The organism is Cupriavidus sp. 2SB, assembly GCF_005503625.1.
Lineage (GTDB): Bacteria > Pseudomonadota > Gammaproteobacteria > Burkholderiales > Burkholderiaceae > Cupriavidus.
Genome location: NZ_SCMX01000004.1, coordinates 96,045 through 121,559, shown reverse-complemented (window position 1 = coordinate 121,559; position 25,515 = coordinate 96,045). Strand labels below are relative to the sequence as shown.

At 65.6% G+C, this 25,515-nt stretch carries 21 protein-coding genes; 8 read left to right on the top strand and 13 right to left on the bottom strand.

The features are described from left to right. Positions 1 to 98 precede the first annotated feature (98 nt). On the top strand, positions 99 to 1,238 hold the full coding sequence (locus tag FFS21_RS03230; protein ID WP_137923496.1) for a citrate/2-methylcitrate synthase: 1,140 nt from the start codon (positions 99 to 101) through the stop codon (positions 1,236 to 1,238). A 95-nt stretch (positions 1,239 to 1,333) separates the two neighbouring features. Here the strand turns inward: FFS21_RS03230 and FFS21_RS03225 are convergent, their stop codons facing one another. The 9 genes from FFS21_RS03225 to FFS21_RS03185 all read right to left on the bottom strand — a co-directional run bounded on the left by FFS21_RS03225 (position 1,334) and on the right by FFS21_RS03185 (position 12,487). Beyond that, the gene (locus FFS21_RS03225) at positions 1,334 to 3,841 is read right to left on the bottom strand and encodes a TonB-dependent siderophore receptor (protein WP_137923495.1); all 2,508 of its coding nucleotides are present in this window, start codon (positions 3,839 to 3,841) and stop codon (positions 1,334 to 1,336) included. A 123-nt stretch (positions 3,842 to 3,964) separates the two neighbouring features. Further along, positions 3,965 to 4,957 carry a FecR domain-containing protein gene (locus FFS21_RS03220; protein ID WP_137923494.1) on the bottom strand — a complete coding sequence of 331 codons (993 nt, stop codon included), beginning with the start codon at positions 4,955 to 4,957 and terminating at the stop codon, positions 3,965 to 3,967. A 4-nt stretch (positions 4,958 to 4,961) separates the two neighbouring features. Further along, a complete protein-coding gene (locus FFS21_RS03215; protein WP_137923493.1) occupies positions 4,962 to 5,480 on the bottom strand; it encodes a sigma-70 family RNA polymerase sigma factor in 519 nt (172 codons plus the stop codon). 139 nt (positions 5,481 to 5,619) lie between these two features. Next, a complete protein-coding gene (locus tag FFS21_RS03210; RefSeq protein ID WP_249359085.1) occupies positions 5,620 to 7,005 on the bottom strand; it encodes an efflux transporter outer membrane subunit in 1,386 nt (461 codons plus the stop codon). A gap of 6 nt (positions 7,006 to 7,011) precedes the next feature. After that, positions 7,012 to 9,003 carry a MacB family efflux pump subunit gene (locus FFS21_RS03205; RefSeq protein ID WP_249359083.1) on the bottom strand — a complete coding sequence of 664 codons (1,992 nt, stop codon included), beginning with the start codon at positions 9,001 to 9,003 and terminating at the stop codon, positions 7,012 to 7,014. After that, positions 9,000 to 10,190, bottom strand: a complete 1,191-nt coding sequence (locus tag FFS21_RS03200; protein WP_137923492.1) for an efflux RND transporter periplasmic adaptor subunit — start codon at positions 10,188 to 10,190, stop codon at positions 9,000 to 9,002. Before FFS21_RS03200 ends, FFS21_RS03205 begins: the two co-directional genes overlap by 4 nt. Before the next feature lie 61 nt (positions 10,191 to 10,251). Continuing rightward, complete coding sequence (locus tag FFS21_RS03195) at positions 10,252 to 10,599, bottom strand: DUF3325 domain-containing protein (protein ID WP_137923491.1); 348 nt, start codon at positions 10,597 to 10,599, stop codon at positions 10,252 to 10,254. Further along, complete coding sequence (locus tag FFS21_RS03190; RefSeq protein WP_137923490.1) at positions 10,596 to 12,203, bottom strand: PepSY-associated TM helix domain-containing protein; 1,608 nt, start codon at positions 12,201 to 12,203, stop codon at positions 10,596 to 10,598. The genes FFS21_RS03195 and FFS21_RS03190 overlap by 4 nt, the downstream gene beginning before the upstream one ends. Next, positions 12,200 to 12,487, bottom strand: coding sequence for a hypothetical protein (locus FFS21_RS03185; RefSeq protein ID WP_137923489.1), 288 nt, complete (start codon positions 12,485 to 12,487; stop codon positions 12,200 to 12,202). The genes FFS21_RS03190 and FFS21_RS03185 overlap by 4 nt, the downstream gene beginning before the upstream one ends. A 202-nt stretch (positions 12,488 to 12,689) precedes the next feature. Between FFS21_RS03185 and FFS21_RS03180 the strand changes: the two genes are divergently transcribed. Both FFS21_RS03180 and FFS21_RS03175 read left to right on the top strand, forming a co-directional pair. Beyond that, entirely contained in the window at positions 12,690 to 13,397 is a 708-nt protein-coding gene (locus FFS21_RS03180; protein ID WP_137923488.1) for a response regulator, read from the top strand. Continuing rightward, complete coding sequence (locus FFS21_RS03175; protein ID WP_137923487.1) at positions 13,394 to 14,770, top strand: ATP-binding protein; 1,377 nt, start codon at positions 13,394 to 13,396, stop codon at positions 14,768 to 14,770. Before FFS21_RS03180 ends, FFS21_RS03175 begins: the two co-directional genes overlap by 4 nt. A 39-nt stretch (positions 14,771 to 14,809) precedes the next feature. Here FFS21_RS03175 and FFS21_RS03170 read toward each other — a convergent pair whose 3' ends face one another. The 3 genes from FFS21_RS03170 to FFS21_RS03160 are packed head-to-tail and all read right to left on the bottom strand — an operon-like array spanning position 14,810 to position 17,581. Further along, the gene (locus FFS21_RS03170) at positions 14,810 to 15,799 is read right to left on the bottom strand and encodes a Bug family tripartite tricarboxylate transporter substrate binding protein (RefSeq protein WP_137923486.1); all 990 of its coding nucleotides are present in this window, start codon (positions 15,797 to 15,799) and stop codon (positions 14,810 to 14,812) included. Positions 15,800 to 15,819: 20 nt separating this feature from the next. Then, entirely contained in the window at positions 15,820 to 16,797 is a 978-nt protein-coding gene (locus FFS21_RS03165; protein ID WP_137923485.1) for a tripartite tricarboxylate transporter substrate binding protein, read from the bottom strand. A 43-nt stretch (positions 16,798 to 16,840) separates the two neighbouring features. Next, positions 16,841 to 17,581, bottom strand: a complete 741-nt coding sequence (locus FFS21_RS03160) for a GntR family transcriptional regulator (protein ID WP_137923484.1) — start codon at positions 17,579 to 17,581, stop codon at positions 16,841 to 16,843. Between the two features lie 118 nt (positions 17,582 to 17,699). Here FFS21_RS03160 and FFS21_RS03155 point away from each other — a divergent pair, with 118 nt between their 5' ends. Continuing rightward, positions 17,700 to 18,566: an amidohydrolase family protein gene (locus FFS21_RS03155; RefSeq protein ID WP_137923483.1), complete on the top strand. Its 867-nt coding sequence runs from the start codon at positions 17,700 to 17,702 to the stop codon at positions 18,564 to 18,566. Positions 18,567 to 18,596: 30 nt separating this feature from the next. Beyond that, positions 18,597 to 19,859: a TIGR03862 family flavoprotein gene (locus tag FFS21_RS03150; protein ID WP_137923482.1), complete on the top strand. Its 1,263-nt coding sequence runs from the start codon at positions 18,597 to 18,599 to the stop codon at positions 19,857 to 19,859. A gap of 16 nt (positions 19,860 to 19,875) precedes the next feature. On the opposite strand, the gene FFS21_RS03145 is transcribed toward FFS21_RS03150, so the two are convergent. Then, positions 19,876 to 21,225, bottom strand: coding sequence for an epoxide hydrolase family protein (locus tag FFS21_RS03145; RefSeq protein WP_137923481.1), 1,350 nt, complete (start codon positions 21,223 to 21,225; stop codon positions 19,876 to 19,878). A gap of 310 nt (positions 21,226 to 21,535) precedes the next feature. Between FFS21_RS03145 and FFS21_RS03140 the strand changes: the two genes are divergently transcribed. The 3 genes from FFS21_RS03140 to FFS21_RS03130 all read left to right on the top strand — a co-directional run bounded on the left by FFS21_RS03140 (position 21,536) and on the right by FFS21_RS03130 (position 25,511). Further along, positions 21,536 to 22,048 carry a sigma-70 family RNA polymerase sigma factor gene (locus tag FFS21_RS03140; RefSeq protein WP_137923480.1) on the top strand — a complete coding sequence of 171 codons (513 nt, stop codon included), beginning with the start codon at positions 21,536 to 21,538 and terminating at the stop codon, positions 22,046 to 22,048. Then, positions 22,049 to 23,017: a FecR domain-containing protein gene (locus FFS21_RS03135; RefSeq protein WP_137923479.1), complete on the top strand. Its 969-nt coding sequence runs from the start codon at positions 22,049 to 22,051 to the stop codon at positions 23,015 to 23,017. A 280-nt stretch (positions 23,018 to 23,297) separates the two neighbouring features. Continuing rightward, positions 23,298 to 25,511, top strand: a complete 2,214-nt coding sequence (locus FFS21_RS03130; protein WP_502705149.1) for a TonB-dependent receptor — start codon at positions 23,298 to 23,300, stop codon at positions 25,509 to 25,511. Positions 25,512 to 25,515 lie beyond the last annotated feature (4 nt).

Here is a 25,515-nt window from a genome sequence, read left to right as displayed (position 1 = left end):
GGCGTCTTGCACGTTGAGGGACATAGTAGTGATGACTTGATTTATGAGGCAATATTGATCTATAAAATCAACATAACTTTTTTTTGGCGAGTGATGGGATGAGTTCCTGGATTTCGATGGATGAGGTATGCAGCCGCCTGGGTGTGCGCCCGCAGACCATCTATGCGTATGTGAGTCGCGGCAAGCTCGAAGTGATGTCCGATCCATCTGATTCCCGCCGCAGCCTGTATCGTGCGGAGGATGTGGCGGGGCTCGCCAGGCGCAAGCAGGCGGGCCGCAAGCACGAGACGCTGGCAACCAATACGCTGTTCGGCGCGGAGCCGAGCATTCCCACCTCGATATCGACCTTCCTGCGTGAGCGGCTCTACTACCGGGGGCAGGATGCGGTGGCGCTGGCAAAGACGGCCAGCGTGGAAGAGGCGGCGCAACTGTTGTGGAGCGCGGGGCAGCCCGTGGATTTCTCGTGCGCGGATCGCGTCACTACGCCGGGACGCGTCGCTGCGTTCACGATGCTCGCGGGCCTCGCCGCGACGGGACATTCGACCCATGGCCGCATGACTCGGGTGCTCCATCAGGAGGCGCAGGGTCTGGTGGGGAAGATCGCCAATGCATTCGGCGCGGCAAAGGTCGCGCAGCCGCTGCATCTGCGATTCGCGCAAGGCTGGAAGCAACCGGCGAAAGTGGCCGAACTCCTGCGGACGGCCATGGTGCTGCTCGTCGATCACGAACTGACGAGTTCAGCGTTTGCATCGCGCATCGCGGCGTCTACGGGTGCCTCGCTCCCGGCGTGCTTGTTGTCGGGCATGACCACGCTCTCGGGTCCGTTGCATGGCGATGCCTCAGGGCGGGTCAAGGCATTGTTCGACGAGGTGGAGCGGCAGGGCGAGGATCACGTGATCGCGCATCACCTGTCCACAGGCGTGCCACTGGCCGGCTTCGGCCATCACCTCTATCCGGATGGCGATCCACGCGCCACGGCGCTACTGGCGATGATCGATTTGCCTGAAAACATTGCGCGCTTTATCGAGAAAGCCAGCGGCCTGACGGGCCTGCAACCCAATATCGACGTGGCACTGGCCGCGCTGGTCACGCACTACGGATTACCGGATGACGCGGCGTTCGCACTGTTTGCCACGGCGCGAAGCGTGGGGCTGCTGGCGCATAGCCTGGAGCAACTGGGCGTGGGGCAGGTGATACGGCCACGAGGGCGGTATGTGGGGGTGATGCCGGAGCGGTGAATGAGTAATGCGAGGAGGGGGTTTTGCTCCCCTCTCCCACTTCATGGGAGAGGGGAGCAAACCTGCAGCGGGGGCAAGCCTGCAGGTTCGCGCTATCAATATTTCGCCACAACTCCCAGCCTGAAACTACGCGGCGAACCATAAAACGCCGAGCCGGTGCTGGTGTAGTAGTTCTTGTCGAACAGGTTGTACAGGTTCAGCGTGACGGCCACCTTCTTGGTGATCGGATAGCGCGCCATCAGGTCGACGATGGAGTAGCTGCCTTGCGTGAAGCGCACCTTCTGCGGGCCCTGGTTGTTGGCGTAGATGCTGCTCTGCCAGCGCAGGCCGCCACCCACCGTCAGGCCATTGCCGATGGCGGCGATACGGTAGGTGGTGAACAGCTTGAACGAGTCTTGCGGAATCGTGGTGTTCAGCGGTGCGCCGTCGCGGTCTGACGAGATGTTGCGCGTGAAGCCGGCGGACGCTTGCCAGTTGGTGGCGAGGCGGCCCGACAGTTCCAACTCATAGCCCTTGGTCTTGGCGCCCGATGCCCCGTAATAGGCTTGCGAGCCGTCCGGTGCCAGCACGCCCGGCAATGCCACGGCCAGGTTGTCCTGCTTGACCAGGTACGCGGCGGCGCTGGCGTTCAGTGCGCCATCGAAGAAGCTGGCCTTCGTGCCGACTTCGTAGCCATTGCCGACGAGCGGATCGAGGAAGCCGCCGTTGACGTCGCGGTTCGACTGCGGCTTGAAGATGCTCGTATAGCTGGCGTATGCGGAGAAGTTCTTGTTGAAGTCGTAGACGATACCTACGTACGGCGTGATCTTGCCGCGCTCGGAGCGGTTGCTGTTTTCCGACGGCGAGCCGTCGAGGTACGACTGGGTCGTATCGTTCTTCCACGAAGTGATCCGCGTACCCAGCAGCACCGACAGCGAATCGGTCGGACGCAGACGCGCCGTGGCGTAGGCGCTGGCCGTCTGTTCGAAGAAGTCATAGGTGCCCTGGCGCGGGTTGTACGGAGCGGCCGGGTCCGTGCCATTCCACGTATAGATGTTCGGTACCGCGCTGCTCCAGTCATCGAAGAACCACGCGCCGAAGGTCGGCGCAGCAAACACGGTACGCGCCAGCGTCGTCCCCACCACCAGTTCATGCGTGCGGCCGAACAACTGGAACGGACCCGTGGCGTAGAGGTCGAGCGAGGTCTGTTCGGGTTTGCCCATCCAGCGCGATGCCCACAGGTTGACACCGGAGCCCGTGGCGCGGTCCGGATAGCCGCCGGCTGCGTAGCCGAGCACTTCGTCAAAGGTGTTGCGGTCGTGGCTCAGCGTGCCCTTGATGCGCCAGCCATTCGTGAAGCGATGTTCGAGCGAGCCGAAGAACGTCTGGTTCGAGCGGTACGAGTAAGCCCAGTCCGCGGCTGCCGATTTGGAGCGTGCCCAGTTGGTCGTGCCGCCATCGGCAAAGAACAGCGGCAGTCCGGAGCGTGCGTGGCCGGTCAGGTCGAAGCTCTGCCAGGAGAAGCCCACTGTGGCCAGCGTGCGCGGTGTCAGGTCGGCTTCCACTACGCCATAGAAAATTTCGCGACGTTCGTGCAGGCGCTCGATATAGCTGTTGTTCTCCTGATACGCGGCAACAAATCGGCCGCGTACGGAGCCGGACTTGTTCAGCGGCGTGGAGACGTCGGCCTCGGCGCGGCGGTAGTCCCATGATCCGCCTTCCACCGAAGCGGATGCCTCGAATGTCGACGTGGGTTTCTTGCGTACGAGGTTGATGGTAGCGGCGGGCGAGCCCAGGCCGTTCATCAGGCCCGTGGCGCCGCGCACCACTTCCACGTGATCGTAGATGGCCATGTCGGCCGACTGGAACAGCGAGTTGTAGTTGCTGTTCAGTTGCGGCACGCCATCGATCTGATAGTTCTCGACGGCAAAGCCGCGTGAATAAATGGCGCTCGAATCCGAACCCAGGTTGCCGCTCTGGTTGATGGTCAGGCCGGGCGTTTGCGCAACCACATCGGCCAGTTGCGTGAGGCCCTGGTCCTGCATCTGCTGGCTGGTGATGATGCTGATGGACTGCGGCGTTTCGCGCGGCGAGAGACCGAGCCGCGTAGCGGTGCTGGAATAGTCGCTGGTGTAGGAGCCGGTGCCCTCGGTTACGCCGTCGCGTAATCCCGCCGCGCTGACCGTCACGGGCGCGAGCATCACGCCACCTTCGCCGGACCCCGCACCCGCACTGGCATCCACGGCACCGCTTGCGGCTTCCGTGCGGCGCAGGCGATAGCCGCCGCTGGCGCCATGCACGGCCTCCAGTCGATGTCCAGCCAGCAACGCGGACAAACCGGCATCGACGGAATAGCTGCCCTGCAGCCCGCCGCTTTGCAGGCCCTGCGTGAGCGCGGGATCGACAGCGATCAGGATGCCGGCTTCCCGGCCGAAGCGTGTCAGCGTCTTGTCCAGCGGACCCGCCTCGATGGCGTACGAACGGGCGCTCGGCTGGGCGTCCTGGGCCATTGCCACGGCGGGCAGGAGCGCCGCGCCGCCAACGGGCATGGCCAGCAATGCCGCCTGCAAGGCGCGCACGATCGGCTTGCGGGCAAATCCGTGGCCGGGAAGTCGATGAAGCATGGTGCAGTGTTCCTCTGTGTTTGGGTGTCGGCGACCTGCGTGGCTCCGCAGAGAGGTCGCTATGTACTTGACCCGCGAATCGAAGAAACCTGCCGAAGAAAATGAAAAATTCTTGAACGCCGCCTAGCGCGGCAGCACCGTGACCCAATACCGCGTCACCGAACGCGTGCGCACGGGCAACGCTTCCTGCAGCAGCGCGAGCACTGCGTCGGTATCCTGCAGCGGAAACGCGCCCGATACCGTGAGGTCGGACAGCGCGGGATCGCAGCGCAAGATGCCACGGCGATAGCGTCCCAGTTCGGCGATAAAGCGCGGCAATGGCATGTCGCTGGCGACGATCATGTCGTCGAGCCATGCGGCGTTGGCGGGATCGAACGCTGCCGGAGGCTCCACGGCAGTCGCCGTGAAGCGCGTCTGCTGACCGGCTGGCAGGCGCAGTGTGGTGCCGCCGAGTTTGGGCGAAATGGCTACCGCACCTTCGGTCACGGCCACCAGCACGGGATTGTCGTGCGACTGGCCCGCGTCCTGGTTGACATCGCGCACAGTGAAGCGCGTGCCAAGCGGCGCGATGCGGCCGAGCCGGGTGGCCACTTCGAACGGACGCCCACGCGGATCGGGCGCAGTGACGATTTCGATTTCGCCCTCGCGCAGCACGAGCTGGCGTTGTGTGGCGCTGAAGCGGACATCGATTGCGGTTGCCGTATTCAGCGTGACGCGTGTGCCATCGGCCAGGGTAACAGTGCGCTGCTCCCCGGCGCGCGTGGCGTGATCGGCCATCATCTGCCCGAACGGCAGCGGGTCTGCCACCACCCATGCACCGGCGCCCGTCAACGTCAGCGCGCCGAGTCCGGCCAACGCTTTCATGGCCTGACGGCGCGATGCCTGGTTCTTGACGGCGCCCAGTGTCTGGCGCGCCATTGCGGGCGGGACGTGCCGGAGCCCGCTGCGAAGCTGTTCTCCCATCCCCGACATGCGTTGCCAGGCAAGTTCGTGCGACGGATCGGCTTCGCGCCAGCGCGCGCAAGCCGCTTCATCGTCAGCGGAGGCTTCGCCCGATTGCAGCACGGCCATCCAGTGCGCGGCCTGGGCGATAACGGTGGGGGCGGGTGCGTTCATCCGCTCAACCGTACACCGCGTGATAGCAGTGTTCGAATGCCTTGCCCATCGCCTTCTGCACCACGTTGACCGTGACGTCGAGCACTTCGGCAATTTCGCGATAGGTCATGCCATCGAGTTGCGACATCAGGAAGGCGTCGCGCGTGCGCGCCGGCAACTGGTCGAGCACGCAACTCACGGCGGTCAGCGCTTCGAGGACCAGCGCACGGGTCTCGGGGGATGGGGCAGTGGCTTCCGGTTGCAGCGCCAGCGCATCCAGGTAGGCACGTTCGAGCGCGAGCCGCCGGAAATGATGGGCGGCCAGGCGGCTCGATACGGTAGTCAGATAGGCGCGCGGTTCGCGCAGCGCCGAGGCATCGTTCGCGAGCAGCAGACGCGCGAAGGTGTCCTGCGCGAGATCTGCCGCATTGTCCACATTGCCGAGCTTGCGCCAGAGCATGTTCACCAGCCAGCTGTGGTGATTGCGGTAGATCGATGTGAAAGCATGCCCCGCGGATGGGGCGCTGAGGTCAGCCAAGGCCATGGCGCACGTAACGATACCGGCGTCAGGCGCCTGTCGTAATTGAGAATTATTTGCATTCTAATTCCATCGTTCCGATGCCACAAGCGCCGTGCAGCCGGTGTCGTAAGCAGGTGACAGACGCCATGTTTGTCTTGTTGCTTCAGACCGGACGCTGCCATCCGCCGCCAAGTGCCTTGTACAGCAGCACGGATGCCTGCAGAGCGGACAGACGCAACGTTGCAGCGGCATCCTCGGCATCGTGCAGCGTGCGCTGGGTGTCGAGCAGCGTCAGCAAGGTTTCGGCTCCGGCGCGGTAGCGATGCTCGGCCAGCACGAACGCGCGCTGTGCCTGCCTCAGTTCCTCGTCCTGCTTCTCGCGCTGTGCGGCGACCCCGTCGATCGTATTGAGCGCCAGTTCCACGTCGGCCGTGGCGGCGACGATGGCACCCCGGTAATCGGCGAGCAGTTCCTCGCGGCGAGCTTCGGCCCGATCCTTGCCCGCCGACAGCCGGCCGGCGTTGAAGATCGGCGCGAGCAGGCCAGCGGCGAGAGCGTAGGCCGGCTGGTCGAACATCATGCGCGGACGATCCGCAGAACCGGACGCGCTGGCCGTCAATGTCAGGCGCGGCAACATCAGCGCACGGGCCACGGCGATATCGGCCTGCGCCGAGGCCAGCCGTGCTTCGGCAGCCGCCAGGTCGGGACGGCGAGCCATCAAGGTGACCGGCAGGTCCGGCGAGACGAGCGGCGCGCGCAGACCATTCAGCGATGCGGTTTGCATCTCGATCTGCGTGACGGGACGGCCCAGCAGCGTGGCCAGTGCCACGAGGCTGTCGTTGGCGCGCTGCCGCAACAGCGCTTCCGAACGCGCCTGACGCGCCACGAAGCCACGCTGCTGCGCGAGTTCGAGCAACGTGGCTTGTCCTGCAGCGCGGCGCGCTTCGACGATACCGAGCACACGCTGCGCGTTTTCCGTCAGACGCTGGGCGATCACCACGCGTTCGCGCAGGCTCGCGGTTTGCAGCCATGCCAGTGCCACTTCACTGGTCAGCGCCAGATGCGTGGCGTCGCGGTCGAAGCCGCTGGCACGCCATGTTTCCAGCGCGGCAGTGCGACCCGCGCGCACGCCGCCCCAGAGATCCACTTCATAGCTGGCCGCCAGCCCCAGCCGGAAATCATTGGACGTGGTGCCCACGGCATCGGAGCGATAGTAGTTGCGACCCGCGCTGGCCTCGGCATTGAGTTCCGGCCAGAGCGGCGCGGCAGCGATGACCACGCCGGCGCGTGCCTGTCGCAGGCGCGCTTCGGCGGCGGCGAGTCCGGGATTATCGGCCAGGGCCTGCTGCACAAAGCCATCGAGTTCAGGGCTGCCGAGCGATTGCCACCACGCGGCGCTGAGTGCATCGCGTCCGCCTGCCGCACCAAAGCGCCAGGCGTCAGGCAGGGTGACGGGTAGCGGAGCAGGATCGGCAGCCTGCGTGGCACAGCCCGATACTGCCGAGAGGAGCGCGGCCATTGCCGCCGTCTTGCGCAGGAACATCATCATCAATCTTCAATCGCTGTTGAGTGCCTGCACGGGGTCCAACCGTGCGGCATTGCGGGCCGGCATGTAGCCAAACAGGAGTCCCGTGGCCACGGCGCAGCCGAACGCGCCGAGGATGGCCGTCAGGGAAAGGATGGCCGGAATGCCCGCCAGTCGTAGCGCGATGCCGACCAGTGTGCCGCCCACCACGCCGACCACGCCACCGATGACGGAGACCACCACGGCCTCGGTCATGAACTGGCGCAGGATGTCGCGCTGGCGCGCACCGGTGGCCATGCGGATGCCAATCTCGCGCGTGCGTTCGCGCACCGTCATCAGCATCACGTTCATGACGCCGATGCCGCCAACGAGCAGCGAGATCGCGGCGATCAGTCCGAGCATCATCGTCATCGTGCGTTCGGTCTCCGCGCTGGCGCGGATCGATTCCGCACGGTTGTAGACGCGCACATCGCGCTGGCCGCGCTGCACGGCCATGGCGTCGATGATCGCGTCTTCGGTCTGCTTGGCAAGCTGGAGCTTGCGAATGGCCACGGCCACCCACGTGGGATATGGCGTGCCGAAGATGCGCGCGCTGGCCGTGGAATAGGGCACCACCACGCGGTCGTCCTCGTCGGCGTTGCCGGCCAGCGCGCCTTTCTCCTGCAGCACGCCAATGACCTGGAAGGGCACGCTGTCCAGCAGGATGGTCTGGCCTACCGGATCGGTACCGTCTTCGAAGAGCGCTGTGCGAACGCGCTTGCCGATGATTGCCACCTTGGCCAGTGTGCGTTCGTCTTCGTCATCGAAGAACACGCCTGCGGCCAGGGGCCAGTCAAGTGCGGCCTCGAACTGCGTGGTCACGCCGCCCACCTCGGTGCGATGGTCGATATTGCCGCGACGCGCGATGGCGAAGCCTTCGAGATACGGCATGGCGATATCGACATTCGGTATCTCGCGCATGGTCTCCACATCGGCCAGCGACAGTGGCCCGGTGCGGTCGCGGCTCGTGGCCGGTGTGGCCGCCACGTACATCTTGTTGGCGCCGAACACCGCCATTTTCTTCATGACCTGGAACTGCGAACCGCTACCCACCGCCAGCATCACGATCACGGACGCCACGCCGATGATGATGCCGAGCAGCGTCAGGCCCGTGCGGAACGGGTTGATCCATAGCACGCGCCACGCCGCGCGCAGCGCTTCATGCAGGTCGCCAACCAGACCGGTGAAGCGTGTATCGGACTGGCCTGATGTACCAAACAGCGGCGGCCATGCCTCGGCGGCGCGTGCGGCGGTGTCGGCCACGGGCGCAGGGCCGGAGTCCGCAATGATCTCGCCGTCGCGGATCTCGATCACACGACGCGCCCGCGCGGCGATATCGCGGTCGTGCGTGATCAGGATGACGGTGTGGCCGGCATCGGCCAGTTCCACGAGCAACTGCATTACCTCGGCACTGCTGTGCGAATCGAGTGCGCCCGTTGGCTCGTCGGCCAGGATGATGCGGCCACCATTCATCAGCGCGCGAGCAATCGATACGCGTTGCTGCTGCCCGCCGGACAACTGGCCCGGACGATGATCGAGTCGCTGTCCCAGTCCCAGTCGCGCCAGCAGTGCGGTGGCGCGTGTCTCGCGTTCGGATGCGGGCGTTCCTGCGTAGAGCGCGGGAATTTCCACGTTTTCGCGCGCGGATTCCGTTGCGATCAGGTGATAGCCCTGGAACACGAAGCCGAATGCTTCGCGCCGCAACCACGCAAGCTGGTCCGCGTCGAGTGCAGCCACATCGCGGCCAGCTACCTGATATGTGCCGGAAGAAGGACGGTCCAGCGCGCCGAGCAGATGCATCAGCGTGGACTTGCCCGAGCCGGAGCTGCCGACAATGGCGACGAACTCGCCGGCATGGATATCGAGCGACACGCCGCGCAGCACTTCGGTGGCCGGCGCGCCATCGTGCCCGCCATAGTGCTTGCGCAGGCCGCGCAGCGACAGCAGGGGCGTGGAATCGGTATCGGTCACAGATTCGGTCACAGGCGGAACCCCGGCATGTCGTCGTCGGGCTGGCGCTCGCGTACCACGACCTTGTCGCCTTCGCGCAGGCCATCAATGATCTGCCCGTTCAGGCGATCGCGCACGCCCACGCGCACGGTGCGCTCCTGTGTGCGTCCGCTGGCATCCATGACGCGCGCGGTGAAGGTGTCTTCCTTGCCGGTGACAGGACGCAGCGCCACCATCGGCGCCACGGGCACGTCGCGCGCTTCGTTGACGACGAACGATACCTGCGCAGTCATCTGCGGCATCAGCGCGTCGTCGGCATTGTCCACATCGAAGAGGGCCGTGTAGAGCACCACCTTGCTGGCCGGCGTGGCGGGTTGCGAGGTCTGCGTGGAAGCGGCCGGTGTGGCGGTAAGCGGCGGGGCGGGCAACACCTGGCGCACGGTGCTTTCCCATTTGCGCGTGCTGGCGCCCAGCGTGTTGAAGCGTGCGCGCATGCCGGGCCGCACGCGGCGCACATCGGCTTCGGACACTTCGGTCCAGACGGTCATCGTGGAAAGATCGGCCACGCGCAGCAGCGTGGGCGTCTGGTACGTGGCGTTGAGCGTCTGGCCGAGGCGCGCTTCCAGTGTGACCACCGTGCCCGACATCGGCGCGTAGATGCGCGTATAGCCCAGCCGCGCAATGTCGCCGTTCAGCGTGGATTGTGTCTGCTCGATCTGCGCGCGCAGGCGGTCGATGCGTGCGGCGGTGGCGCGCATGTTGGCCGTGGCGGTCTGCACGTCTTCCTCGCGTGTGGCGTCGTGGCTGGCCAGGCTGCGCTGGCGCGTGTCCTGCTGCGTGGCCAGCCAGTGCAGCGCCTGCTGCTCGGCGAGTTGTGCCTTGAGTCCTGCAAGCTCGGCGCGGCCTGCATCCACCGTGGCGCGCGGCACGCTGGGATCGATCTCGGCCAGCAACTGGCCTTTCTTGACCTGATCGCCCACCTTGACGTGCAGTTGCGTGATCTGGCCGGAGACCTGCGCGCCCACATCGACATAACTCAGCGGATGCAGCGTGCCGATGGCGGTGACGCTTTGCGTGACGGTGCCCTTGGCGATGGTGGCGGTGTCGTAGCTGGTGCGTTGGCCGTTCTGCCACCACGCGAGCGCGCCGGCCGCTGCCAGCAACAATGCCGCGCCGAAGGCAAGGCGGACGGTCTTACGGGAGGTTCTGATGTTCTGCATGATGGGTAGCTAGGCGGCAAATACGGGCTGCAATTACGGGCGGCAAATTCGGATAACAGGCTCAGGCGGCTAACAGCCATCCGCCACAGCCCAGCGCCGCGGCCACGGCGCCAGTAAGCGGAACCAGGCGCGGCGTCCACGTGAGCAGCGAGGTAGCGGCGAGCGCGCCGAGGGACACGCTGCTCACCCAGACGATGGCGCCGATGCTCAGGCCCCATCCCTGCACGCAGGGCACCGCGAGCGCGGCCAGACAGGTCCATGCCGCCACCCGCAGGCCGCGAATGGTGGTGTCGGCGGGAGGTTGCCCATAGACGCGTTCGAAATGGCGGTCCATGGCCAGCGCGAAACAGACCATGCCGGCCACGGCGCCACTGAGTACGCTGACGATGTGAAGGGTGTTGGCGCTCATCGGCGGCCTCCGGTGGCAAGACGGGGTGCGGACGCGTCCGTACCCAGGCGGCGGCGCAGATACGTTGCGATCCACAGCAGCGCCACGCCGCACGCCAGCGCGCCGAGTTCCACGCCCGCAGCCCGCCAGTCTCCGTGATAGAGATAGCGTCCAAGATGCCACGGCGTGGTGATCGCGTTCAGCACGGGCAGTGCCACGCAGAGCAGGCCTGCGCCGCCGAGCTGGAGCCGCCACGCACGCGCGGGCGGCGTTACCGCAGCATGGAGCGCGGCGGCCAGCCAGATCGCGAAGAACGCGCCGATCTCCCACTCGTGACGTTCGTCGAGCGACACCGGCAACAGCCGGTTGGCCCAGAGAAAGCCGATGCACGCGATGCACAGGCTGGCCACGACGGCCACGTTCAGGCGGTCGATGGCGTCGTAGACACGTGCGCTGTGGCGGCCGAATTCTTCGAGTTTGCGATTGCGCCGCTTGACCGAGAACAGCAGCAGGCCGGTGGCCATCACGCCCGCACCCGCCAGGCCGCTCAGGAAGTAGAGCCAGTCCACCATCGTGCCGCCGAAGCGCGCCAGATGCAGCGATCGCAGTACGGAGCCGGCGATCAGCGGCGCTGGCGCGTCGCCGTTGCCCACCATCTCGTCGTCGAATTCGGCGGAGCGGAAGGCGCCGGTGGCGGCGTCGTAGTGATAGTGGCGCGCGGCGGCAAAGTCGATGCCGTCGTAGTGGTAGGGGCCGCTGAACTCCACTTCGGCATTGGCATGGCCCGGGTGCGTGATCGATACGCGCTCGATGCTGTCGTTGCCCTGGCTGTCACGCGAGAGCCTGGCTTGCGCGTCCGCGAGCATCGCCGGCAGATTCGGCAGCGTACCTGTCCGCGTGCCTGCGGATCTTGACGCGGCTTCTCGGAAGTGCGCGCCACCCATTTCGTCGAACAGGGCGCGCTGGTCGGTATAGAACATGCGCACGCCGGCCGGCATCGTGTCTGGCCACCAGATGATCAGGCCCGTGTACGAGATCACGAACAGGAAGGGCAGCACCAGCACGCCTAGCGCGTTATGGGCGTCGAGCCACGAACGCTGCCCCTTGCGCGGCCGGAACGTGAAGAAATCCGCAAAGAAGCGCTTGTGCGTGACGATGCCGCTGACCAGCGCCACGAGCAGCGCCATCGTGAAGAAGGCGACGATCCAGACGCCCACCATGCCGCTGTGCAGCTCGTAGTGGAAGGTGATGAAGTGGCGTCCGCCTGCCGTATCCCGGGCGGGCGGCAACAGTGCGCCCGAGTCCGGGTCCATACGGATCTCGGGGCCACGCTGGCCATCGTAGTGCAGGTGAACGGCGTAGTCCTCGTCGCCCGGCAACTCGATCTGCCAGTGCCCGGCATCGGCGGCGTTGAGTGCCAACAGGCGCTGGGCATTGGCCAGCGCGCGCGGGATATCGACGGCAGGGCGTGCCACCGTCTGGCGCTCGGGCTGCATCCAGTGCGTGATCGGTTCGTAGAACACGCTCAGGGCGCCGGTCAGGAATACGGCGAACAGCAGCCAGCCCATCCAGAGTCCGACCCACGTATGCAGCCACGCCATGCGCTGGCGGAAGCCGCCGGTCATGCCAGCCCCCGCGCGATCCAGGCCACGGCGGCAACAGCCAGCACCAATACCGATGGGGCCAGCACGCCGAACCAGGCGCCGCGCGTGGTGCGGGCGGCGAAGGCCCAGATCACCGCTGCGGTGTAGATGGCGTAGCTTGACAAGCTCGACGCCATCACGGCACTGGCGCGTTGGCCGGGTAGCAGCGCGGCGGAGGCAACGATAATCGACGAAGCCAGCAGATAGCCGCCGAATACAGCGGAAAATAGTCTGGAAATGACAGGAAACGCAGGGTTGGACGTCATCGCGGGAGTCAGGCGGCACCCGTCGATATGACGGGTCTCACCTTACATGACCCGCGAGATGGCGAAACCTGCCAACCGTTCTTGAAAAAAGTGGTGCCCGGCGCGCTCGGTGCGGTGTTCCTTCATTCCAGATTCAGCGCGTCCGGGTAACATTCGCGCTGACATAGATATCGGGGCCAACGTCCGTATCGATCCCGCACCCATGAAAATCCTTATCGTTGAAGACGACCCCATGCTTGGCGACGGCCTCCAGCGCGGGCTGAAGCTGATCGGGCATGCCGTGGACTGGTTCCGCACGGGTGCGGAAGCGGACAGTGCCATGGCGGTGATGCACTACGACGCGGTGGTGCTGGACCTCGGCCTGCCCGATGACGATGGCGTGGCGCTGCTGACACGCTGGCGCCGCCAGGGGCGCCTGACGCCGGTGCTGGTGCTGACGGCGCGTGACGCCGTGGCGAGCCGCATCGGCGGGCTGGACGCCGGCGCTGACGACTACCTGATCAAGCCGGTGGCGCTCGACGAACTGGCGGCACGCTTACGCGCGGTGAGCCGTCGGACGGCAGGAATGCCCGAGCCGGTCTGGAGCCATGGTCCGCTCGAATATCATCCGGCCGCGCGGCTGGCGCTCTGGCACGGCAAGTCGGTGGACCTGACGAGCCGGGAGTCTGAACTGCTGGAAATCCTGCTGAGTCATCCGAATCGTGTGCTGACCCGGGATTTCCTGCGCGACAAGCTCTATGCGTGGGACAAAGGTACGGAGAGCAATACGCTCGAAGTGCATATCCATCATCTGCGCCGCAAGATCCATCCGGCCATCGTCCGCACGCTGCGCGGCGCAGGCTACACGCTGGGCGCGCTCGATACGCTTGACGCGCCGCCAGCGGACCTTGCCGAGGGAGGCAAGACATGACGCTGCAGCGCCGGCTGATACTGGCCGTGCTGGCGGCGGTGGCCTTTGCATGGCTGCTGACGAGCGCGCTGGTCTACCTGAGTGCCCACGAGGAAATCAACGAGTTGTACGACACCGCCATGGTGCGCATGGCCCAGCAGATGCAGGCGGTACTGCCGTTGATGAACGCCAACGCGAAATCGCCGCTGCCATCGAGCGGGCCGCAACCAGGCGATACGGATCTTGGCGATCTGGGCGACGCGGGGCTGGGCGACCTCGCCATTGCCGCATGGCGCCCGGGCGGCGAAGCCCTGCACATCGATCCCGATGGCGACCGGCTGCCCCGCATGCCCGCGATTCACGGTTTCACCAACATGACGATCGATGGCGCGAAGTGGCGCCTGTATTACCTCGACGATCCCGTTGCCGGCTGGCGGGTGTGCGTGGGGCAGATCGTGGCCGAGCGCAACGAGCTGGTGGTGTCCTATGTGCAGGCGCAGGCCCTGCCATGGCTGTTCGGTCTGCCGCTGCTGACCACGCTGCTGGTCTGGGCGATCCGGCGCATGTTGCGTCCCCTCCTGGCGCTCTCCCACGCCATTGCCGCACGCACGCCGGGCGATCCCACGCCGATGTCGCTGGAGGGTGCGCCCCCCGAATTGACGCCATTGGTCCGCGCGATGAACACGCTGCTGGAGCGGGTTTCCACGCTGCTCGAACATGAGCGCCGCCTGACCGCCGATGCCGCGCACGAGATGCGCACACCGCTGGCCGCGCTGAAGGCGCAGTGGGAGGTGGCGCGCCGCTCGCCCGATGCGGAAGAACGTGCACGCGCTGCGGTCAATGTGGAAGTCGGCATCGAGCGGCTGAGCCATCTGGTGTCGCAGTTGCTCACCATGAGCCGGCTGGAGGACGAGGAAGCGCTGGCTGCGGGCGAAGCCGTGGATTGGCAGCAGATTTCGCAGCAGGTTTTCAGCGATTGCCTGCAGCTCTCCGACCGGCGCCATGTCGATATGGAAATCCTCTGGCCCGCGGATGGCGGCAAGCCGTTGGAAATCTGCGGCGATCCGGTGCTGCTGGGTACGATGCTGCGCAACCTGCTTGACAACGCGCTGCGCTACAGCCCGGCCGGGTCCGTGGTGACGCTGGCCTTCGGGACCGACCATATCGAGGTGGCGGACCACGGCCCGGGCGTGGCGCCCGAACATCTGGAGCGTCTCGGCAGCCGATTCTTCCGGGCTGCTGGCCAGCAAGAGCAGGGCAGCGGGCTGGGTATTTCGATTGCTCGGCGCGTGGCCTATCTGCATGGGCTGACTGTCGAACTGTCGAACCGGCCGGCTGCGGCGGGCACCGGGCTGGTGGTGCGCATACGCCGGCTACTCCCGGAAGCCACGTAACCGCTGTGCCTCCGGGCCGGCGGGTGCTCTCGATGTCCGTCAGTCCGGCTTGATACCCGCGCGTGCCACGATCGGCTTCCAGCGCTGCTGCTCGGCCGCAATGAATCGGGCGAATTCCTCGGGCGTGCTGCCTACCACCAGCGCTGCGTCGGCGCCCAGGCGCTCCACGGAAGACGGGCTCCTGACCGCCTTGATCGTGGCTTCGGCGAGCTTGGCGGCAGCCGGTTGCGGCAGCGTCGCGGGCGCCATCAGTCCATACCATTGCGTCATTTCAAAGCCGGGATACCCTTGCTCGGCCACGGTGGGCACGTCCGGCAGTTGCGGGATGCGCTGGGCCGTGCCCGTGGCGATGCATCGCACCTTGCCCGTCTTGATGAACTGGAGAATGGCCGGTGCACCGATGGCGGCGGCATCGAGCCGGCCCGAGAGCAGGTCGGTGATCTGCGGACCGCTGCCGCGATACGGCACGTGCGTGATAAACGTGCCCGTGGTTGCTTTCAGGTATTCGAACGCCAGGTGCCGGGCGCTGCCATTGCCCGCGGAGCCGTAGTTCAACTTGCCCGGCTTGCTCTTGGCGAGCGCGACGAACTCCTTGAGGTTTTTGGCCGGCACGTCCGGATGTACCACATACAGGCTTGGCACCTTCGACAGCAGCGAGATGGGCCGGAAATCCTTGACCGGGTCATAGGGCAGCTTCGGAAAAATGTACGGATTGACGGCGAGCGTGCCGATATGGCCGAGGATCAGCGTGTGGTTGTCGTCGGCGCGTGCGACTTCGCCCATGGCGATATTGCCTGCACCGCCCGGCTTGTTCTCGACGAACACGGACACGCCAAGCAGCTTGGTCAGTTCGGCGGCCGTGGAGCGCGCCACGATCTCTGAGCTGCCGCCCGGCGCGAACGGCACGACTAAGCGGATGGTCTTGGACGGCCACGCCTGCGCGCGGACCAGGGACGGGGCGAGGGCGCTGGCGCCAAAGGCGGCGAGCAGCGACAGCGCGTGCCGGCGATCGGACTGGAAATTGGACATGGTTGCTCTGCCAGGTTGTCTTACTCGGGTTTGACGTTGCCGTCCTTGATGACCTTCGCCCATTTCCGGGTCTGTGCGTCGATGAAGCGCGCGGCTTCGGCCGGAGGCGCGGCCACCACCTCTCCGCCGAGTTCGGCGACACGCTGCTTGATTTCCGGGCTGCCCATGACCTTGTGGAGCGCATCCGAGAGCTTCGCCACCACGGCATCGGGCGTGGCGCTGGGCAGGAACGCGGCGTTCCATTCGTAGACTTCGTAGCCGGCCACGCCGGCCTCCTGCATAGTCGGCACGGACGGCAGCGCGCTGGTGCGCGTGTCGCTGGTCACCGCGAGCGGGCGCAGTTTCCCGGCCTTGATGTGTTGCAGGCTCGAGGCCACGTTGGCAAAGAACAGCGGCACCTGGCCCGCGATCACGTCGGTCATCGCGGGACCGCCACCCTTGTACGGCACGTGTAGCAGATCCACGTTGGCGCGCTGCTCGAACAGCACGCCGGAAAGGTGCTGCGCCGATCCATTGCCCGACGATGCATACGCCACGGTGCCGGGCTTTTGCCGGGCCAGTGCGAGCACTTCCTTCACGCTGCTCGCGGGAAACGAGGGGTTGGCGACCAGCACGTTGGGATAGCGCGCGAGCACGCCTATCGCGCGGAATGCCTTGGCCGGATCGTAGGGCAGGCGCGGATAGAGGCTCGGATTCACCGCGTAGGACGACGCATCGACCATCAGCGTGTAGCCATCGGGCGCCGCCTTGGCTACGTAGGACGCGCCGATCTGGCCGCCCGCGCCGGGACGGTTCTCCACCACCACGGTCTGTCCCAGTTCGCGTCCCAGCGCAGGGGCGATCAGGCGCGCCATCAGGTCCGCACCACCGCCGGGTGGGTAAGTCACCACGATGGTGATGGGGCGCGCTGGCCATGGTGCGTCGGCGGCATGCAGCGGGGCAGCAGGCAGCGCCAGGCATGCGCCGCTGGCGAGCGCGAGGTGGGTGAAGTAACGCATGGTGTCTCCGTTGGTGTTCTGTAGTGCGGTGGGCGTCGGCGCGTCAGCGGATATCGGCCGTGTAGCGGAATGCGTAAGCGTCGCCTCGGGTCAACCGGTACTCGATGCATTGGCCCTGGATGTCATAGGCCTGCCGGGTCACGAGCGCGCAGGGGTGGCCGTCGGGCAAGGCGAGCGATGCGGCCTCTTCGGCGCCGAGCGGGCGGAACGTCACCTCGTCCATCGCGCGATGCACGGTGATGCCGCATTGCTGCCACAACAGCGGATAGAGCAGATCGCCCCAATCCGAGACGGGCAGGTCCTGCAAGCTGGCGCAACGCGGCAGCGGCAGCCAGATGGATTCGATCAGGCGCGGTTGCTCCGCCACCCAGCGCCGCCGCGAGATGGCCAGGCCACGCGCACCGGTCTCCAGCCCGAAGCGGCTGGCCATGGTCTTGTCGAGGCGCACCGCGCGGCACGACAGGATTTCCGAACGCGGGATGGCGGCGGATGCCGTTTCGGCTTCGCTGCGGAAACGGAAGAAGCGCATCATGCTCGCGCCACTGAGCCCCGTGCGCACGAAGGTGCCCTTGCCCTGCAAGCGTTCGAGCAGGCCCTCCTGCACCAGCACGGCGATGGCCTGGCGAATGGTGCCGAGTGCGATGCCGAACTCGGTGGCCAGCGCGCTTTCCGCAGGAATGGCCGCGCCGGGCATCCATTCGCCCGAGACGATCTTCTGCTGTAGCCGGGCAGCAATCTGCCCATAGCGGCTTAATCCGGCGGCAGGGGTGGCGAGGTCTGGCATAAGGTTGGCGTTGTGAAGTCTGGAGCGTCCGTGTTAGATTCGACTCCTATAGAGGACTAGAGTACCCGGATGGGCCATCGACGCCATATCAGGGCTTACCCGCACAGGAGATTTCCCCGTGTCCGAGACGAAAGACGCCACGCTGCTGGTGGATTGCCATTTCCATGTGTTCCACGCCGGCGTTGCCGTGGCAGGCGCGCGCTATCGCCCCCCCTATGGCGCTACGCTGCAGGGCTGGCAGGCGGCGATGGGTGGGCATGGCGACCTGCATGGGGTGGTGGTGCAGACCAGTTTTCTGGGTACCGACAATGCCGCCTTGCTTGCTGCGCTACGCAGCATGCCGGAGCGGTTGCGAGGCGTGGCAGTGGTCGATCCCGGCGTGGATGACGCGCAGTTGGCGGTGCTCGACGAGGCCGGAGTGCGAGGTATCCGGCTGAACCTGTACGGCGACGATGGCTGGCGACGCATCGCTACTGCGCCGTGGCACGCGTTGTTCGGCCGGATTGGCGAACTCGGCTGGCATGTGGAAATGCATACGGGCAATGGCGAGGGCGCCGCCGTGTTGTCCGCGCTCGATGCTGCATTGGGCGCGACGCGCGTACCGGTGGTGCTCGACCACTTTGGCCGGCCCGGTCCGGCGGGCGCGGATGACCCTGTGTTCGACGTGGCGGCTGACGTGCGCACGCGCCGCGCGCTGTGGGTCAAGATCAGCGCGCCCTATCGACTGGCGGATGTGCAAGGCTGGCCGATGCTGATCGGGCGATGGGCCGAGGTGGCCGGGACCAATCGTCTGCTATGGGGCAGCGACTGGCCGTGGACCAACCACGAAGCGCCGGCCCGCGCCGACGAATGCCGCGCCGTACTGGCGTGGATCGCCGCGCAGCCTGAACTGGTCGACGCACTGCGCTGGCGCAATGCCGCCGCGCTGTACGAATTTAGCGGATTGGCCGGATTTGCGCCGTGTGGGGAGGCGCAGCGCCTATAATGCGCCGGCTCCCCGATTCCCCTTCGCGCCATGCCTGATTTGCCCGTTTCTCCCATTCGCCATGATGGCGCCATCGTCATCGGTGGTGGCCCGGCTGGCCTCATGGCGGCCGAGATGCTCGCCGCGCAGGGCGTGTCGGTGGAGGTCTACGACGCCATGCCATCGGTGGGACGCAAGTTCCTGATGGCAGGGCGGGGCGGGATGAACATCACGCACGCCGAGGCTGCCGACGCCTTTCTTGGCCGCTACGGTGCACGCGTGGACCGGATCGCGCCGCTGCTGGAGACTTTCGGCGCCGACAAGCTGCGCGCCTGGGTGCATGACCTTGGCATCGACACCTTCGTCGGCAGTTCCGGGCGCGTGTTCCCCACCGACATGAAAGCAGCACCGCTGCTGCGCGCATGGCTGCATCGCCTGCGTGAAGCGGGCGTGGGCATTCATACGCGGCATCGCTGGATCGGGTTTGCGGATGCTGTCGATGGCTGGCACGTGCTGCGTTTTGCCAGCCGCGACGGCGAGATCGAAGTGCAGGCGCGCGCCGTGGTGCTCGCGCTGGGCGGCGGCAGTTGGGCCCGGCTCGGCTCCGACGGCGCATGGCTGCCGATGCTGGCCGCGCGTGGCGTGGATGTGGCACCGCTGCAGCCCGCCAACTGCGGCTTTGATATCGCGTGGTCCGAACTGCTCCGCACGCGGCATGCGGGCGAGCCGGTGAAGGCCGTGGCGATGGATGTGACGCTCGACGATGGTACGACGCTGCATCGGCAAGGCGAATTCGTGATCAGCGAATCGGGTATCGAAGGCAGTCTTGTCTACGCACTCTCCGCGCCGATCCGCGATCTCATCACGGCGCACGGTTCCGCCACCATCACGCTCGATCTCGCACCGGGACGATCCGCCGAGGCGGTAGCTGCCGAAGTGGCCCACCCGCGCGGATCGCGCTCGGTGTCGAGCCACTTGCAAAGCCGGCTGGGCATCACCGGCGTCAAGGCGAGCCTGCTGCGCGAGGTGCTGTCGAAAGAGGCCATGCACGATCCCGTGGCGCTGGCGGCCGCCATCAAGGCACTGCCCCTGCGGCTGCTGCGCGCACGGCCCATCGATGAAGTCATCAGTACGGCCGGTGGTGTTCGTTTCGAAGCGATGAACGACCAGTTGATGCTGACCGCGCTCCCCGGCGTGTTCTGCGCCGGAGAAATGCTCGATTGGGAAGCGCCGACTGGCGGCTACCTGCTGACTGCCTGCTTTGCGAGCGGGCGCGTGGCGGGGGCTGGGGCCGGACACTACCTGCGAGGGTGATGCCGACCCGCAGCCGTTAGCGCACCGGACGGAACGCTTTGCGCAGTTCCTCAGCGAACAGTTGCGGCTGCTCCCATGCCGCGAAGTGGCCGCCCTTGCTCACCTGGTTGTAATAGTTGAGCGAAGGGTAAGCCTGCTTGCTCCAGCTCTCCGGCGCCCGGTAGATTTCATGCGGGAAGACGGTGATGGCAACTGGCACCTTGATCTCGCGTGTCTTCTGCGCATCGGCGCTGAAATTGTTGTTGTTGTTCTCCCAATAGAAGCGCGACGACGCGGCGCCCGTGTTCGTGAGCCAGTACAGCGTGATGTCGTTCAGGATGGCATCGCGCGTCAGCACATTTTCCGGCACGCCGTTGCTGTCGCTCCAGGCGGCAATCTTTTCGTACGTGAACGATGCGAGGCCAGCCGGCGAGTCGGAGAGCGAATAGCCGATGGTCTGCGGACGCGTGACCATCATCGCGCCATACGCGGCGTTGCGGCCGAAGAACGTGCTCAGCGATTGGAAGGCGTCGCGCTCGGGTGCCGTCAGGCTAGCCGGCGCCGGATCGCCCGCGAGGATCGACTTCATCAGCGGGCCGGGCACGGTAGCCGGCATGTTCAGGTGAATCGCCAGCAGCCCCGGAGGCGCCAGACGCGCCAATGCATCGGAAACCACCGAGCCGTGATCGCCGCCCTGCGAGACGTAGCGCGTGTACTTGAGGCGCTTCATCAGCACGTCCCAGGCACGCGCGGTGCGATCCGGACCCCAGCCCAGTTCACGCGGAATGCCCGAGAAGCCGTAGCCCGGAATCGACGGGATGACCACATCGAACGCGTCTTCGGCTCGGCCACCATAGGCTGTCGGGTCCGTGAGCGGGCCGATCGTCTTGATGAACTCGAAGATGGAGCCGGGCCAGCCGTGCGTCAGGATCAGCGGCATGGCGTTGGGATGCTTCGAGCGGACGTGGATGAACTGGATATCCACGCCATCGATCCGCGTGACGAACTGGGGCAGTGCATTCAGTTGCGCCTCGGCCTTTCGCCAGTCGTAGTCCTTGCCCCAGTACTCCACGAGCGATTTGACCCGCGCAAGCTGGATACCCTGCGACTCGTCCGCAACGGTTTCCTGGTCAGGCCAGCGGGTGGCGGCGATGCGGCGGCGCAGATCGTCGAGCTGCGCTTGCGGGACATGAACCTTGAACGGGCGGATGCTTTCGTCGCCTGCCGCTACCTTGCTGGCGGGCGGCGTGGCCGAGTTGGCGGGCTCTGCCGCGTGAGCGTGCGGTGCGTGGGCAACCAGCGCCAGGCTGGCCAGTGCGGCGCTGACCGCGAGGGCAAAGCGGGTGGAAGACGTGCGAGGGATGCTGCGGATCGAGACGCGTGACATGGATGGGCTCCTTCCTGAACTGCGCGTTGTGTTGGTGTTGGTTTTCGACCGTTGGGATCGTTCACGAACTGTCGTGACGGACGGAGTCTAGGGAGCCAGTGGTTGTTGAACGTGTCGTGTTACGCACGATTTGAACCGCTGTGTATCTATCCGAGGCCGAGATACAGAGCGATACGGAAGTGCAATGGCAGGCGGTCGTTTCGCCATAGGGCAACGGGATTTGGCTTTTCGCAACGCTCTTGGATCTCCATCCTTTATCTGTAAATGAGAATCGGTTACATTGTCGGGACTTGTCTCAGGTTGTCCTGTCATGACCGCCATCGATCCCGGCGCGCACTCCCACGTTGAATCCCTGTACGGACGCCATCACCAATGGCTGCAAGGCTGGCTGCTGCGAAAGATTGGCAATGCCTGCGATGCGGCCGACCTGGCGCAGGACGTGTTCGTACGCGTGCTGCACCGGAAAGTGGCCGACATCCGCGAACCGCGCACCTATCTCGGCACCATCGCCAACGGGCTGGTGATCGATTTCTGGCGGCGGCGCGAACTGGAACAGGCATGGCTGGAAACACTGGCGCATCTGCCCGAGGCCCACGCGCCATCTCCCGAGAGCCGGCTGCATTTCCTTCAGACCCTGATGGAAATCGATCGCATGCTCGACACGCTGAAGCCGCGTGTCCGCACTGCCTTCCTGCTTGCACAACTGGATGGGCTGACTTGCCCGCAGATCGCCGAGCACATTGGCATGTCCTTGGCCACCGTCGAGCGCTATATCGGCCAGGCATTGCGCCGATGCTACGAACTGCGGTTCGGCAGCGAGTAGATGCCGGCTTCCCAGGCAGACCTTCCGTCGGAGATCGTCGATCAGGCCATCCAGTGGGCCGTGCGACTACTCTTCAATGATCCGAGTGATGACACGCGGCAGCGCTTCCTGGCATGGGAAGGCGCGGACCCTCGCCACAAGCTGGCGTGGCAGCGCGTGCAGTCACTGCGCGAAGATTTCCCGCGCATCCCCGCACCGCTCGCGCTGGAGACGCTCCAGACCGCCGATGCCATCCGTGGCCGCCGCCAGACCGGGCGCCGGCAGGCGCTCAAGGTGCTGGCACTCGGCGGTGTATCGGTACTGGGGCTGTCCACCGGCTACCACTACACGCCATGGCAACGCTGGCTGGCGGAAACCAGCACCGGCGTGGGCGAGCAGCGCACGCTAACGCTGGATGACGGCACGGTCATCGTGCTCAACACGGACACCGCAATCGATATCCGCTTCGATGCCGAACGGCGGGACGTCCTGCTCCGTCGCGGCGAAATCCTCGTCACCACCGGCCACGACGCCACGCGACCCTTCCGCGTCCGCACAGCGTTCGGCACAATGCGCGCGCTTGGTACACGCTTCACCGTAAGACTCGATGAGGACGTGGCGCGCGTGAGCGTGCAGGAAGGCGCCGTGGCATTGCATGACGGCACCGCTGCGAAGGCCGTTGCCCAGACAGGTACGACCTGGGACATGTCGCCGGTCACCAGCACGGAACGCCCCGCCTCCGCCATATCGCCCGATAGCTGGGCCAACGGCCAACTCTCCGGCAGCAACATGCGCCTGGCGGATGTGCTGGCCGAACTGGCGCGATACCGGCATGGCCGCATCGATTGCGATCCCTCGGTAGCAGACCTGACGGTGTCAGGCGCCTACCGCATCGACGACACGGACCGGACATTGCGCTTCCTGGAGAGGGCATTGCCGATCCGGGTGTCTTATTTCACGGGGTACTGGGTGCGGGTGGGGCGGTTGTGATGGCCGTCCGCATGGACCAACGCCTGTCGCCATGCGCTCCCCTCTCCCATGAAGTGGGAGAGGGGTGGGGGAGAGGGCAGGAGGTTCTGCTTGCCGACCACGTCGCAATTTTCATCGCTGGCCCTCTCCCCCAACCCCTCTCCCGCACGCGGGAAAGGGGAGCAAACAGGCAGGAAGCTCCAGCGTCGTTACAAATTTATTCGCTATGAATTGAGGGGATTGGCTTGGCTGTCCGGCTTGGTAGGTAGGAACACCCTTCAACCTGCCTGGACTCCGAACCATGTCGCAACCGCAATTCCGCCGTCAGCTTTCCCGTTTTCCTTCCTCATGCCGCTTTCCCCTGAAGCCTGTCACCGCCGCCGTGTATCAGGCGATGCTCTGCCTTGCCGTGGTCGCGGGTGCCGTGTCTTTCAATGCCTACGCGCAGACCACGGAAGCCACGCTGCCTACGGTCACAGTGAGCGCCACCGTGCCCAATGAGGCCAGCGAGTTGCCCGCACCCTATGCCGGTGGCCAGACCGCGCGCGGTGGCCGTCTTGGCATGCTGGGGAATCGGGGCAACATGGATACGCCGTTTTCCACAAGCAGCTATACCGCGCAGCGTATCGAGGACCAGCAGGCTGTGACGCTGGCCGATGTCCTGAATGCGGACCCGTCGATTCGATTCACCGGCCAGACCGGTGGCGTGACCGATTCGTTCATGATTCGCGGCTTCCCGATCAACGAGGGGAATCTGTCGGAGATTGCGTTCGATGGCGTGTATGGCGTCTCGCCGAACTATCACCTGTTCCCGGAATACATCGAGCGAGTGGAAGTGCTCAAGGGTCCGGCTGCGTTGCTCTATGGCATGTCGCCGAATAGCGGCGTGGGTGGCGTGGTGAACGTGGTGCCCAAGCGTGCCGGCGATGTCGATCTGAACCGCTTCACGCTCGACTATGGTTCGGATGCGCAGGTGGGCGGTGGTGTCGATCTGAGCCGTCGATGGGGCAAGGACAAGGAGTGGGGCGTGCGATTCAACGGCCTGCATCGGCAGGGCGGCACGGCGCTGGATAACCAGAAGTCGCGCAGTGAAGTGGCTGCCGTGGGGCTCGACTATCGTGGCGAACGCCTGCGAGCTTCGCTGGATCTGATCGAGCAGTATCAATGGATCGATGCACCGACGCGGCCGTTCCTCGTGGCGTCCGGCATCAAGGTTCCTGCGGCGCCGGACGGGCGGCGCAATGTCACCCAGCCGTGGACCTGGTGGAAATCCAACGATGTCTCCACGCTGCTGCGTGTCGAGTATGACGTGGCCGACAACGTGACTGTCTATGCCGATGCCGGCGGCACGCGCTCGGACGTCTCCCGTCTCTCGGATCAGACCCCGACCATCCTCAACGCCGCTGGCGATACGTCTGCAGCGGTGCAGAACTGGCGCTTCCAGATCAACCGGATGTCGTTCGATACCGGTGTGCGTGCGAAGTTCGATACGGGTCCGGTCAGGCATTCGTTCGCCGTGCAAGGCAATTTCTATTCAGACCGTATCGCCAATGCGAACGTGGCGGGCACGCCGGTCCAGTCGAACATCTACAACCCGGTGGTACGCCCGGCGCAGTCCATTGCGCCGCCGAAGTATGTGCCGAAGGTGTCGGACTCCACGCTGTCCGGCGTGGCGCTGGTGGATACGCTGAGCGCGCTCGACGACCGCGTCGCGCTGACGCTCGGCCTGCGCTATCAGCAGGTAGAGTCGAGCAACTACAACACGGCGACGGGCGCGAAATCCGCCAGCTACGATGAAAGCGCCGTGACGCCGCTGGCCGGCATCGTCTTCAAGCCGTGGCGCAATGTGTCGTTCTATGCGAACTACGTGGAAGGGCTGAGCAAGGGCGATATCGCACCGGCCACGGCGTCGAATGCCGGGCAGGTGTTCGCGCCGTACAAGACCAAGCAGCAGGAGGTGGGCGTCAAGGTGGATTCTGGCTCGCTGCTGGCAACCCTGTCTGCGTTCCGCATGACCAAGCCCAGCGGCCAGTTGTACGGCACCGTCTATGCGATCGACAGCGAGCAGCGCAATCAGGGTCTGGAGTTGACCGTGGCCGGTGAAGTGGTGCGCCGCGTTCGCCTGCTCGGTGGTGTGACGTGGATCGACGGCAAGCTGACGCAGACCAATAGCCCGACAACGCAGGGCAATCGTCCGGTCGGCGTGCCAAACGTCATGGCGAACCTCGGTGCCGAATGGGATCTGCCGTGGCTGCAAGGGCTGACGCTGACCAGCGCGATGAACTACACGGGCCGCGTCAACGTCAACCAGGCCAATACCCAGCAGGTGGCATCGTGGACGACGTTCGATTTCGGTGCGCGATACCGGACGAAGGTGGCGGGCAAGGCCACCACGTTCCGCGCCACGGTCATCAACGCCTTCGACAAGAACTACTGGGGCGGCGTGGCGTCGTACAGCACCATCTCGCAAGGCGCACCGCGTACGTTCCTGGGTTCGATCACGGTGGACTTCTGATGCA